This is a genomic window from Pseudoalteromonas sp. SD03 (assembly GCF_040937955.1).
Classification (GTDB): domain Bacteria; phylum Pseudomonadota; class Gammaproteobacteria; order Enterobacterales; family Alteromonadaceae; genus Pseudoalteromonas; species Pseudoalteromonas tetraodonis.
On sequence record NZ_CP162514.1, the window covers coordinates 3,482,021 to 3,494,862 of the forward strand.

The 12,842-nt window shown below is 41.7% G+C and carries 9 protein-coding genes; 5 read left to right on the forward strand and 4 right to left on the reverse strand.

The window, feature by feature from the left end:
- Positions 1–22 precede the first annotated feature (22 nt).
- Positions 23–1,411, forward strand: coding sequence for a 5-methyltetrahydrofolate--homocysteine methyltransferase (locus ABZP26_RS16240; protein ID WP_368485172.1), 1,389 nt, complete (start codon positions 23–25; stop codon positions 1,409–1,411).
- A gap of 145 nt (positions 1,412–1,556) precedes the next feature.
- Entirely contained in the window at positions 1,557–4,778 is a 3,222-nt protein-coding gene (locus tag ABZP26_RS16245; protein ID WP_368485173.1) for a S41 family peptidase, read from the forward strand.
- A 92-nt stretch (positions 4,779–4,870) separates the two neighbouring features.
- Here the strand turns inward: ABZP26_RS16245 and ABZP26_RS16250 are convergent, their stop codons facing one another.
- Positions 4,871–6,172 (reverse strand): DEAD/DEAH box helicase, encoded by a 1,302-nt coding sequence (locus ABZP26_RS16250; RefSeq protein WP_368485174.1) that lies wholly within the window; start codon positions 6,170–6,172, stop codon positions 4,871–4,873.
- Between the two features lie 260 nt (positions 6,173–6,432).
- Here ABZP26_RS16250 and ABZP26_RS16255 point away from each other — a divergent pair, with 260 nt between their 5' ends.
- From ABZP26_RS16255 to ABZP26_RS16265, 3 genes are all read left to right on the forward strand, one after another.
- A complete protein-coding gene (locus tag ABZP26_RS16255; RefSeq protein WP_096038860.1) occupies positions 6,433–7,521 on the forward strand; it encodes a hypothetical protein in 1,089 nt (362 codons plus the stop codon).
- A gap of 12 nt (positions 7,522–7,533) precedes the next feature.
- On the forward strand, positions 7,534–7,887 hold the full coding sequence (locus ABZP26_RS16260; RefSeq protein ID WP_147154738.1) for a hypothetical protein: 354 nt from the start codon (positions 7,534–7,536) through the stop codon (positions 7,885–7,887).
- Between the two features lie 188 nt (positions 7,888–8,075).
- The gene (locus ABZP26_RS16265) at positions 8,076–8,345 is read left to right on the forward strand and encodes a hypothetical protein (RefSeq protein WP_368485175.1); all 270 of its coding nucleotides are present in this window, start codon (positions 8,076–8,078) and stop codon (positions 8,343–8,345) included.
- Positions 8,346–8,750: 405 nt separating this feature from the next.
- Here the strand turns inward: ABZP26_RS16265 and ABZP26_RS16270 are convergent, their stop codons facing one another.
- The 3 genes from ABZP26_RS16270 to ABZP26_RS16280 all read right to left on the reverse strand — a co-directional run bounded on the left by ABZP26_RS16270 (position 8,751) and on the right by ABZP26_RS16280 (position 12,680).
- Positions 8,751–9,938 carry an alpha/beta hydrolase-fold protein gene (locus ABZP26_RS16270; RefSeq protein WP_368485176.1) on the reverse strand — a complete coding sequence of 396 codons (1,188 nt, stop codon included), beginning with the start codon at positions 9,936–9,938 and terminating at the stop codon, positions 8,751–8,753.
- 110 nt (positions 9,939–10,048) lie between these two features.
- Positions 10,049–11,869: a glutamine--fructose-6-phosphate transaminase (isomerizing) gene (glmS, locus tag ABZP26_RS16275; RefSeq protein ID WP_008112790.1), complete on the reverse strand. Its 1,821-nt coding sequence runs from the start codon at positions 11,867–11,869 to the stop codon at positions 10,049–10,051.
- A gap of 46 nt (positions 11,870–11,915) precedes the next feature.
- On the reverse strand, positions 11,916–12,680 hold the full coding sequence (locus ABZP26_RS16280) for a DeoR/GlpR family DNA-binding transcription regulator (RefSeq protein ID WP_016898983.1): 765 nt from the start codon (positions 12,678–12,680) through the stop codon (positions 11,916–11,918).
- Positions 12,681–12,842: the final 162 nt, after the last annotated feature.

The window sequence follows — 12,842 nt, forward strand, 5'->3', positions numbered from 1 at the left end:
ATTATAAATAAAGGAAATTATCATGACTAAACTATTCAAATTAAAATTAATTGCACTGGCAATAAGCAGCACATTAATCACCGCTTGTGGTGATGCAGAAACAAACATTGTTGAAAAAGACCCAATAGAAGTACCTGATGACGGCCACGATCATGGCGATGGTGGCGACCACGGTGATGAATACACTATTGATTCATTAGGTAGGCTTGCGATACTTGCTGGCGATAGCAACGAAGCGAACTTTTTCGACTTAGACGACAATGAGCTTCTTGATACATTTACTCTTACTAATGATTCAAACACGCTATCGTCGTCGCCTGACTTTCGTTATGCCGTGATTGCTAGCCGCGCTCAAGATTACCTCGGCTTTATAGACGGTGGCTTATGGCGTGAAGATCACGGCGCACACCTTCATGATTACGAACAAAGCCCTGAGTTTAGCAGTTATGAGCTAACTAGCGGCAGTCGCCCTACTCACTTGGTAAAGCACGATGGTAAATTAGCGGTATTTTACGATGGTGATGCAGCATCAGGCACAACTGCGTCTGTTAAAGTATTAACAGATAACGACATAACAAACGCAACAGCGACCTTACCTGGTATTAGTTACGACATTAATATGCATGGTGTAGCAGAACCTCGTGGAGAGCATTTATTAGCGACCATTCGTCGCGATGATGCACAGAGCTCATCAATCGCTAAAGTTCTACCGGATCAAGTGGGGGTTTATCACTTTCATGATGGCGAATACGAACTTGAACAAACGTTAGAGTTAACATGCCCTGATTTGCACGGCGCAGCACAAAATTATGATTACGTAGCGTTCGGCTGTAGTGACGGTGTGCTATTAGCCCACCAGCATGATGACGAATACCACGCTGAAAAAGTAGCAAATATTGATGCCGTCGGCGACTTACGCATTGGTAGTATATACGGCCATGAGGGCAGCGAAACCTTTATTGGTGTTGCATCTGGTCACGGCGGCGGCCCTGCTGTGATTGTGAGTATAAATCCTGCGAAAGCTGAAATGGAAGAATTTGAATGGCAACTAGCCGATGGCGCAAGCGCTGTTTCTTACTCTTTCTCAGCGAATGGCGAGCACTTTTTAGTTTTAGACAGCCTAGGCTTTTTAAATGTGCTTGAGGCGCATGCGCACGACGATCACATACACTGGGAGCTAGCAGGTCAAGTTGATATCACGCAAGAAGACGTAACAACTATGCCTGAAGGCATGAAGTTTAGTATGACAGTAGCGCAAAATGGTCAGTTTGCTTACGTAGCCGACCCAATAGCCCAACACGTTGTGCAAGTACACTTAGAAGACTTAGAGATTGAAGGCGAGTTAGAACTTACATTCCCACCAGCGGCTATCACTTGGTTAGGTATTGCAGAAAAAGAACACGAACATTAATTTCATATCCGTATTTACTTAAAGGTTGGCGCTTTTTGCCAACCTTTTTTATTCACATTTTGTAACAGACCTTTTATCGTAAGTGCATCGCTATTTTGCACCTTATTGTTATGATGGGATAGCTATTAATATAGGACGTAATTCCATGAAAAAACTAACAACATTGGCTCTTGCCTTGGCTGCAGCAATCGCGCCGGGTGTATCGGCCTATGAGACTAAAGACACTCGTTTACTCCGATTTCCTGATATCCATAACCAAACCGTTACCTTTGTCTACAGTGGCGATATTTATATTGCGAATACGCAAACAGGCGAAAGCAAACGCTTAACCGACCATATTGGCTTTGAAACATTTCCTAAGTTTTCCCCTGACGGTAAGCGCATTGCATTTTCAGCCGAGTATAACGGTAGCCGACAAATTTATGTGATCAACAGTGACGGTTCAAACCTAAAGCAACTTACTTATTATAATGACGTTGGCCCAATGCCACCGCGTGGAGGTTTTGATTACCGCGTTTTAGATTGGACCGCCGATGGTAAAAATGTGGTATTTAGAGCTAACCGCACACCATGGGGGAAACGTATGGGCCGCCCTTACATGGTTCCTGCAGATGGCGGACTTGAACAGCCATTAGCGATTCCAGAAACTGGTGGCGGCATGCTATCTCCAGATGGCAGCAAGTATGTTTATACGCCAATTGACCGAGAGTTTCGTACGTGGAAACGTACTCGTGGTGGTCGTGCGCAAGATGTATGGATTTATGATTTAGAAAAAAACACCTCAGAACAACTAACTACAAACCGTGCAACCGACCAGCAACCAACTTGGGTCGGTGACGATATTTACTTTGTGTCTGACCGTGATTACACGCTAAACCTTTACCAGTACCGTAAAGGCAGCGAACCAAAAAAACTTACCAACTATAAAAACTTTGACGTACTTTGGCCTTCAGCTGGCCCAAATGCGATTGTTTATGAAAACGGCGGTTATTTATATCGCTTTGACGCAAAAACACAAAAAAGCGCTAAGCTAAGCATTAACATTGCTGGCGTGCGCCAATACGCAATGCCGTATAGCAAAAATGTTAGCGATTTTATTGATTCTATGTCGCTCTCTCACGATGGTAAACGCGCTGTATTTACTGCCCGTGGTGAGCTGTTTAGTGTACCAATTAAACAAGGGCCTACACGCAACTTATCTTACACAGATAAAAGCCGCGAAATAGATGCAAGCTGGTCACCAAATGGGCGCTACATAGCCTACATGAGCGATGAAAGCGGCGAGTACGAAATTTACTTAAAAGATCGCAGTAAAAATAATGCTATTAAGCAACTCACTAGCAATGGCACTATTTGGCGCTTTACGCCCATTTGGTCACCAGATAGCTCTAAATTGTTGTTTTCAGATAAAAACAACACACTTTGGTGGTTAGATGCAAAATCGGGCAAGCAACACAAAATTGATACCGGTATTTACGACGAAGATGGCATTACTCAATATACTTGGTCGCCTAACAGCCAAGACATTGTATTTGTTAAAAATAACGAAAACCGTTATGCCTCGCTATGGCACTACAACCTTAAAAAGAAAAAGGTAACGCGCTTAACAGACGAAATGAGTAATGAGCAAAACCCTACTTTTTCGCCTGATGGTCAATACCTTTACTTTAGCTCAGAGCGCGACTTTAATCTGGCATTTAGTAGCTACGAGTTTGATTACATGTTTAATCGTGCAACTCGTATTTATGCAGCTGCAGTAAACGATAGTGTTAAACCGCTTATTGCCTTACAAAGTGACGAAGCCACGATTGTCCAAGATAAAGAAGATGAAAAAGAAGACGACAAAAAAGTTAAAAATGCACTGCAAAGCAATGACTTTATGCAACGTGTTACCGCACTTAATGCCCCAGCGGGCGATTACCGTAGCTTAACCGCAGTAAAAGACGGCGTACTGACTCTTGCTAATGGCGGTTTACAGCTAATAGGCACCGATCACAACAGTGAGCTAGAAACAGTCGCCAAAGGCGTTAGTAATTACACTATTTCAAGCAATAGCGAACACCTACTTGTACATACAGGTGGCGGTTACAGCTTAATTGAACCTAAGCCAAAACAAGACCTAGACGCAAATAAGCTCGATTTAAGCAAAATGACGCTTAAAATTAATCCGCAAGCAGAGTGGCAACAAATGTATGTTGAGGGTTGGCGTACACTGCGTGACTGGTTCTACGATGAAAACCACCACGGTCAAGATTGGGATGCTATTTTAGCAAAGTACCAACCTATGGCTGATGCCATTAGCCATCGTAGCGACCTTGATTATGTTCTTAGCGAAATTGCCGGTGAAATTAACTCTGGCCATATTTATGTGCAGTCGGGTGATATGCCTAAAGCAGAGCGTAAAAACCATGGTTTATTAGGCGCTAAGCTTGCAAGCGACCCATCTGGTTATGTAAAAATAGAACAAATCTTTAAAGGTGAAAACTGGCATGACGATTTCCGTTCACCGCTTGGCACTACAGGCGTAAAAGCACATAACGGCGATTACATTATTGCGGTAAATGGCCGCTCGGTAAAAGACGTTGCTAACTTTTACGAACTACTTGAAAACACCCAAGGTGAGCAAGTAGAGTTAGTGCTAAACAACAAGCCGCGTAGCAAAGGCGCATGGCAAATAACTGTAAAACCGATAGCAAGTGAGCAAGGCCTACGTTATTTAGACTGGGTTAATTCGCGTGCAGCCTACGTTGATAAGCTATCAAGTGGGCGTATTGGCTATGTGCACCTGCCAAATACAGCCTATGAGGGTAACCGCGCCATGTTTAAAAACTACATGCCGCAAACAACCAAAGACGCCATGATTATTGATGACCGTTACAATGGCGGCGGTTTTATTCCTGAGCATATGATCACCTGGCTTGCGCGTAAACCGCTTAACTATTGGAAACGCCGTGGTGTAGAGCCAACTAAAACACCGCAGTTTGCACACAATGGTCCTAAAGCCATGCTAATAAATGGCTATTCAAGTTCTGGTGGTGACGCAATTCCTTACTACTTCCGCCAAGCTGGTCTAGGTAAGCTAATTGGTACCCGTACATGGGGTGGTTTAATTGGTATTTCTGGTAACCCAAGCCTTGTAGACGGCGGGCAAGTAATTGCTGCTACATTCCGTATTTTAGATACAAAAGGTAACTGGATCATAGAAAACGAAGGTGTTGCACCAGATATTAAAGTAATCGATCGTCCTGAGCTTATTTATAAAGGCCAAGACCCATCAATAGAGCGTGCTGTACAAGAGTTATTAAAGGAGCTTAAAGAAAACCCTAAGCAACCTTTAGTGGTGCCACCAGCACCTTCTAAGTTTTAATTTGCTGCTTAGCAATATTAGCTAATAAAAAAACCCTGCAAATTTGCAGGGTTTTTAATAATTCGAGTTTAATGACTTATATGTATTAAGGCTTATCTTTTTCTCCAGCCGCTCCATACGTCATCTTCTTGGTTGGCTTTGTTTTTCTTCTTTTTCTTACCGGTACCTTCAGGCTTTGCCATTGGCTTATCATTTTTAAGTGCTTGTGCGGCATCAAGGTTGGCTTGATTTACTGCAAAGCCTGTAACCTCTTCGCGCTCTAAACGTAGTTTGTTTTTCTTTTCAATAATTCTAAAGTGATGAAAGTCTTCATAATCAATTAACGATAACGCTAGGCCTACTTCACCGGCACGGCCGCTTCGGCCAATACGATGCATGTAATCAGCAGGGCTACGCGGTAAGTTAAAGTTAATCACTACTGGCAGTTTGGCAATGTCTAAACCACGGGCGGCAATATCCGTGGCTATTAGTACTTCTATTTCGCCATTTTTAAACTTTTCTATTACGCGAGTACGCTCACTTTGGCCTTTATCACCATGGAATACTTGTGCATTCACGCCGCGCTTTTCAAGCTTGCTGGCTAAGTGCTCACAGTCTTTTTTAGCGTTGACAAAAATCAGCGCTTGGCGCCATTTATGCTGCTTAATTAAATGCGCCAAAACCGTGGTTTTTTCACCTTTATTAACCGTAAATACACGCTGTACTAAAGTGCTTTCGTCTTTGCTTTGAACTTGTATTTCAACAGGATTGGTTAACAGCTTTTGTGTTAATTGTGTGACTTGCTCTGGGAACGTCGCTGAAAACAACATGGTTTGCTTTTTAGCTGGCATTAATGCCAACAGCTCTGCAAGCTCTTCGGTAAAGCCAAGGCTTAACATGCGATCAGCTTCATCAAGCACTAAGGTTGAAACTTTATCAAGCTTAATAGCATTGCTTGATATTAAGTCGAGTAAACGCCCTGGGGTTGCCACGATAATATCGGCACCACCACGTAGTGCCTGCATTTGGGTATTAACCGACACACCACCAAATACCGCCACCGTTTTAATGGCGCCATTAAAGTTAGCAGAATACGATTTAACACTATCGGCTACCTGCACTGCCAGCTCGCGAGTAGGTACCAAAATAAGCCCTGTTACAAAGTTGCCTTTGCTCGGCGCTTTATTAGCACCTTGCGCTAAAAATAGCGTTTGTAGCATAGGCAAAGCAAAGGTTGCTGTTTTACCTGAGCCGGTATTTGCCCCCGCAATTAAGTCACTCCCCGCCAAGATACTTGGAATTGCTTTTGTCTGAATCGGCGTAGGTTGCGAGTATTCAAGATCAGACAAACGAGCTTGTAGCTCTGGAATAAGGCCAAGATCGTTAAAAGTACTAGGGCTTGCGGCTGAGGTCATATTTATTCGGGCTTATTGTTAAAAAGTAGCCTGTAATTTTAGCGTATTTAGCAGCTATTAAGTAGAGGTTAGTGATCTAAATAAAATGCATCTTGTTTTATTAAACGATGATTCACTGAATATCACTTTGCATTAATACTATTTTTCACATACATCAATCATTACAAATAATAGCTGAACACGCTGTATTATTGATTTCAACATTTCAAGTGTGTTATTTTTGCGGCCTGATGGATTAATTTTAGATACAAGGAAATGTCATGTCTCAATTTGATTTATGTTTCAATACGAAAAGTCGAGCAAGTTTACCTTTTAACAGTAATGACTTAGAGCAATTAAAGCGATTTAGAGAGGATAACCCTCATATTATAGGTAACTTTATACCTCAAGGAACCCCGTTCATTTTAAGAACTCCACAATCTGGGGATATGAGTGATTTCAGGCGCTCTCGTCCTGACATAGCTTGTGCACTTGATAATACGGTGTCTTGGCCTGAGCATACAAAGAGAAATGTCAGTACTATAGTAAACAACTTCGGTGATGAAGATGCTTTGGCTATTGCCGCGCTATACGATGCGGAAATATCTCCATATGTTGATAAAGTAAGAGGTTTAACGAGTCAACAAGTTCTTGGAAGAAATCTTGATACCTTGACTGCCACTGGCGCAGCACTTACTTCATTAGAGTCAAGCCAAGTGAGATTAAGTACATTTGGAAAAGCGATTCTAAAATACCAAACTAGCTTAATTGAAATTAGAAAAGCATCGCAGAACAAGCAACCTAAATTAGAATTAATCAAACTAGGTAACAAAGCTAAGCAAGCCCATCTAGAGTTAAACACTGAATTTAAAAGAGAAATGGTTAAATTCAAAGGCAAAGTGAAAGCATCTGCACGGGGTAATATCTGGTCTAATGCGCAACGAGGCATAGATACAGCAAGAAGCGCAAGAAGTTCAGCTCCCTTGCAATTAACTTCTTTAGCTAACATACAGCACTTACGTAAATTAGAGCAAGGATCCAACATTGCAGGAAAGTTTGTTATTGCGATTGATGCTGGTCTTCGAGCTGATAGCGTTTATGACGATTACAAAGCAGGTAAAGACTGGCAGCGCAGTGCAGTAAGGGAAGCTACAGGTTTTGGTTTAGGGACAGCTGCAGGAGCCTATGTTGGCGGTACGACTATAACCGCAGGGGTAGGAATAGCAATTGCAATGGGTCCAGTTGGCTGGGTAATTCTTATAGGTGTAGGCTTGGGGGCTGGTTATGCTGCAGGTAAAGTTGGTGATGCTGTTGGAAAGGGTTTCTCAGGTCTAGTTTATGACCTTAGCTCTAATATAAGCTGGTTTTAAGCTATGTATCTTATGCCTGAAACTTTTTACTGGATAATAACTGGGCCATTTATAATTGCTTTTCTTATTTCAGCTTTGTGCTTCACTCGTATTTCAATGAAACACATAGAGAAGAAAATGCGTGAGGAAGGGATACATGAGCCACTTTGGGATAAAGGACTGGGCATAAGAGTGAGCATGTATGGCAAAGTAATAAGGCGGCAAAAACCCGCAAAGGCGACGGTTGTTAATGACGAAGCAATTTTACGACACGCCAGACCTATCGATTTAATTTTAGCTCGCACAATGCATTACTCTTTCGTAATTATGATGACCCTAGCTGTATATGGTTATTTTGCATATGACTTAGGTGAGCGCGCTTATTAATTTTGTGCCTAAATTATAATCGTTAGGTGTTATGTTGATAAATCATCTTGCACCTTAATATATGCTTACTTCTCTGATATGAATTGGTTTTAATCATGTACATAATTCCCGAAATCATTTATTTTATAGTGTCGCTTCCAGCATTGATATTTTTCCTCATTTCAACCTTATGCTTTACGCGTATTTCAATGAAGCATATTGAGAAAAAAATGCGTGAGGAAGGGATACATGAACCACTTTGGGATAAAGGGCTGGGCATAAGAGTGAGCATGTATGGCAAAGTAATAAGGCGGCAAAAACCCGCAAAGGCGACGGTTGTTAATGACGAAGCAATTTTACGACACGCCAGACCTATCGATTTAATTTTAGCTCGCACAATGCATATATCATTTATTGGTTTGATGTTCGTAATTGCCTATAGCTACTTTGCCTATGATTTAGGTAATCGCGCAGACTAAAAAGGCGCACAAAGCGCCTTTTATATCAAACCTGTCGCCTATTGATTTTAAAATTTTTAGCCGACTTTGCCTAATTGCATGGTTCGTCAACATCTGTGCTTTAATTACCGCTTTATAGTGTGACAGTAACTGTAGTGGAATTGTATATACAATAGAGGCAATCACATGGTTTACACGCATGGTCATCTGACTCACAGTATGAGTATTTACCAGTAAACTCTTCTTAGTCTGCAATATCATCAGCAAGTAATATTGCTTCTTCTAATTTGTTTGGTAAAAAAAATCACCTTAAAAAGCACTCTTTGAATCTTAAGCCCTACTCTTGTAATTAATTTGACTGTCAGCGTAAGCACTCCAAAATTAAAGGGCTTTCATAAAAAGCCGACAACTAAGTTAGCAATATTATTAGTTCTTGCTAAGTTCTGCTTGTAACCTAGCTTTTGTTTCTCTTAAATAATTTATATAAGGATATGAGTCATCTGCAATGGCTAAAGCAGACTCCATCTGTTCAAGTGCTTGGCGAGTATCACCTTGCATTTCATAGCCATAAGATAGGGCAGAAAGCGCATCAACTGATTTTGGGTAGTTTTTTATATTGTACTTAAACACCTCTATAGCACGGGTAAACTGCTTGCTGCCCGTTAAGTTATAACCAAGTAATCTAACAGCGCGATCTGGTGGAGATATTTGCTCACCCCATTGCTGAGATAAGTTTTGATAATAAGTATCAATAGAGGCTACATCGTCAGTTAAAGCACTTATAGGCATTTGTTTAGGCAGAAATAGATTGTAATAGGCATTAAATACGCCAGCAGCAGCGGTTAAGTTATGCGAGATACCATCAAACGCATCACTAGAGAAGCGTAACCCTCGCACTTTATGCGATTGTATAGTTTGCTGCAATTCATCGTACCTTTCACGCATTATGCCGGCTTCTTCGCCAATATTAATGTAAACGTAATTGTTAAGTTCTTTCGTTTTAGTTATAAACGATTTTGTGCTTTTTACCGATGCGCCATAATTCCACCAAACCGCAGGGCTATATGCAATATGCGCTTGAAATAGTTCGGGCTTTGCCTGCAAAGCATATAGCGCAAATACACCGCCCGCAGAGGCGCCAGATATAACCTTATAGTCATGCGTGCGATAGTTCTTATTTACTAAAGGAATGAGCTCTTGCTCAAAGAACGCTAAAAACGTTGCAGCACCGCCCCCTTCACCAACTGGGCCCTGTGGCTCTTTATTCACTGTAGGGTAAAAATCTCTAAGTCGATTAGTGTTTTCAATAGCGACAATAATAACCTCAGGCGCACGATTATCATTTTGTAAACGCTCAATAACAGCACTAGCAAGCGGTATATTACCCGCGCCATCTAAGCGATATATAACAGGATATACCTTATTTGGCTCAGCTTGATAACTCTTTGGTAACTGCACAACAACTGTGCGTTCTTCATTTAAAACAGTAGATTTAATAGTGTGCGTGTGCACAGAGTAATCTGTACTTTGCTGTTTAATGCCAGCTTGTGCAAAGGCATTTTGTGAACTAAAAGCAAAAAAGCTAACAAAACAAATAACGGTTAATAAACGCATGACTAATCCCTTAGAGAATAATAAGTTACTTAAGCTAACAGAGTTTCAGGCACAAAAAAAGCGCCTTAAGCGCTTTTTTAACATTAATCAAAACCTATAACCTGTTGATTTTACTCAACTGTAACCGATTTTGCTAAGTTACGTGGCTGGTCAACGTCAGTGCCTTTAATGACCGCTACATAGTACGACAGCAACTGTAGTGGAATTGTATATACAACAGGGGCAATTACGTCATCTACGTGGTTTACGTTGATTACACGCATTGTGTCGTCTGACTCAAAGTGTGAGTCTTTATCAGCGAATACATAGATGATGCCACCACGTGCACGTACTTCTTCTACGTTTGATTTAAGCTTTTCAAGCAATTCGTTGTTTGGTGCTACAACAATAATTGGCATGTCTGCATCAATAAGTGCTAATGGACCGTGTTTAAGCTCACCTGCTGCATAGGCTTCAGCGTGGATGTATGAAATCTCTTTAAGCTTAAGCGCGCCTTCCATTGCGATTGGGTATTGTGAACCGCGACCTAAAAACAGTGAGTGGTGCTTATCAGCAAACTCTTCTGCAAGGTCTGCAATACCATCAGCCAACAATAGCGTTTCCTCTAATTTAGCTGGTAGCAGTTTAATAGCGTTAACAATCGTGCTTTGATCTAAGCCTTTTTCCTGCGCAATAGACGCAGTAAGCATTAACAAACCAACAAGCTGCGTAGTAAATGCTTTAGTAGAGGCTACACCAATTTCAGCACCAGCTTTGGTCATAAAGGCAAGGTCTGATTCTCGTACAAGCGATGAGCCTGGTACGTTACAAATAGTCATTGACCCCATATAGCCTTGCTCTTTAGCTAAACGCAGTGCAGCTAAAGTATCAGCCGTTTCACCTGACTGTGAAATCGTTACTAGCAGGCTATTTTCGTGTACAAACGATTGACGGTAACGGAACTCAGAGGCAATTTCTACGTTACAGCTAACACCTGCAAATTGCTCAAGCCAGTAACGAGCAACCATACCTGAGTGATATGACGTTCCACAGGCAATAATTTGTACGTGTTTTACGTCTTTAAATATTTGCTGTGCACTGTCGCCAAAGGCATCAATCGCTACGCGATCGTCGTTTAAACGTCCTTCAAGGGTGTTACGTACTGCAAGTGGCTGCTCATAAATTTCTTTTAGCATGTAGTGACGGTAATCACCTTTACCTGATGCATCTTGTGTGATGTTTGATTCAACAACTTCACGCTCAACCGCGTTGCCATCTGCATCAAAAATCTCTACCGTGTCGCGAGTAATACGCGCTACATCACCTTCTTCTAAGAAGATAAAGCTGCGAGTTACCGGTAATAATGCAAGCTGATCAGAAGCAATAAAGTTTTCACCAAGGCCTAAACCAATAACTAACGGGCTGCCTGAGCGCGCTACAATAATTTCGTTATCATTCGCTTTATCAAACACAACGGTACCAAATGCGCCTTCAAACTGTTTAACAGCTGCTTGAACTGACGCTAATAAAGTCGTGTGCTGCTGACGTAACTGATGAATTAAATGCACCATGACTTCAGTGTCGGTGTCTGATAAAAACTCGTAACCGTCGCCTTTAAGTGCTGCACGCAAGCTTGCGTGGTTTTCAATGATTCCATTATGTACAAGCGCTAATTGATTGCTTGAAACATGTGGGTGAGCATTGGCTTCAGTTACACCGCCATGAGTTGCCCAACGAGTGTGTGCAATACCTGTGTGACCGCTAACACCAGCTTGTTCAAGTGCTGACTCTAAGTTTACAACCTTACCTACTGCTTTAACTGTATTAAGAGTATTGCCTTCAAGTAAAGCTACACCTGCTGAGTCATAACCACGGTACTCAAGACGCTTAAGGCCTTCAACTAAGATTTTATTTACTGGACGTTCTGCAACAGCCCCAACGATTCCACACATAGTGTCTCCATTAATTTTTTAATTCTAGCAACTCACGATGTAGTTGCTATTCCATAATCTCTGCGCAAATTAGTTTTACACCACACGCCTCTATGGCTGCACGCTTATCACTTGCTAAGCCACTGTCGGTTATTAATGTGGTTACTGTTTGCCACGGTAATTCTAAATTTGGTATTTTTCGACCAATCTTTTCTGACTCAACCAGCACAATAACTTCGCGCGCCGCTTTAGCCATCACTTGGCTTAGCCCAACAAGTTCATTAAACGTGGTTGTTCCACGCGCTACATCAATGCCATCGGCACCTATAAATAGCTGATCAAAATCATATGAGCATAGAACATTTTCAGCTACTTGCCCTTGAAACGATTCTGAATGCGGATCCCACGTGCCACCTGTCATCAAAAGGGTAGGCTCGTTTTCAAGTGCTAATAAACGTGTTGCCACTTTAATTGCGTTAGTCATAACAACTAACCCCTGCTTGGTAGCCAACTCAGGGATCATCGCTGCAGTAGTGCGGCCGCTGTCAATAATAATGCGGTTATGATCTTTTATAAGCGCCGCTGCTGCCTTAGCAATTGCTACTTTGCGCTTAGAATCGATCTCATCGCTTACTATCTCTTTTGGTAGCGCAATAGCCCCACCATAACGGCGCAGCAACAAGCCACTTTTTTCAAGCGCGGTTAGGTCTTTTCGAATGGTTACTTCTGATGTTTGAAACTGTTCAGCAAGAGTCTCAACAGCCACTTCACCAAGCTCATTTACTTGGCTAAGGATCAGATGACGGCGTTGCTGGGTGTTTCGTTTGGTCATTAAGTAACTGCTATTAAGTTTCGTTTCGAAAGTTAGGGGATTTTAAACGAAACATAATAAATGGCAAGTGAATGCATAAAAAAAGCGCAGTTTTATTCAAATTATCATCATGCTCAAAGTAGGTTAAGCTAGACACCATTATTTAAGTTAAACAAAATTGAT

Excerpts from the sequence above, each read along its gene's own strand:
- ABZP26_RS16240 (WP_368485172.1), top strand. The coding sequence starts at position 23 with ATGACTAAACTATTCAAATTAAAATTAATTGCACTGGCAATAAGCAGC.
- ABZP26_RS16245 (WP_368485173.1), top strand. The coding sequence starts at position 1,557 with ATGAAAAAACTAACAACATTGGCTCTTGCCTTGGCTGCAGCAATCGCG.
- ABZP26_RS16250 (WP_368485174.1), bottom strand. The coding sequence starts at position 6,172 with ATGACCTCAGCCGCAAGCCCTAGTACTTTTAACGATCTTGGCCTTATT.
- ABZP26_RS16255 (WP_096038860.1), top strand. The coding sequence starts at position 6,433 with ATGTCTCAATTTGATTTATGTTTCAATACGAAAAGTCGAGCAAGTTTA.
- ABZP26_RS16260 (WP_147154738.1), top strand. The coding sequence starts at position 7,534 with ATGCCTGAAACTTTTTACTGGATAATAACTGGGCCATTTATAATTGCT.
- ABZP26_RS16265 (WP_368485175.1), top strand. The coding sequence starts at position 8,076 with ATGAAGCATATTGAGAAAAAAATGCGTGAGGAAGGGATACATGAACCA.
- ABZP26_RS16270 (WP_368485176.1), bottom strand. The coding sequence starts at position 9,938 with ATGCGTTTATTAACCGTTATTTGTTTTGTTAGCTTTTTTGCTTTTAGT.
- glmS (WP_008112790.1), bottom strand. The coding sequence starts at position 11,869 with ATGTGTGGAATCGTTGGGGCTGTTGCAGAACGTCCAGTAAATAAAATC.
- ABZP26_RS16280 (WP_016898983.1), bottom strand. The coding sequence starts at position 12,680 with ATGACCAAACGAAACACCCAGCAACGCCGTCATCTGATCCTTAGCCAA.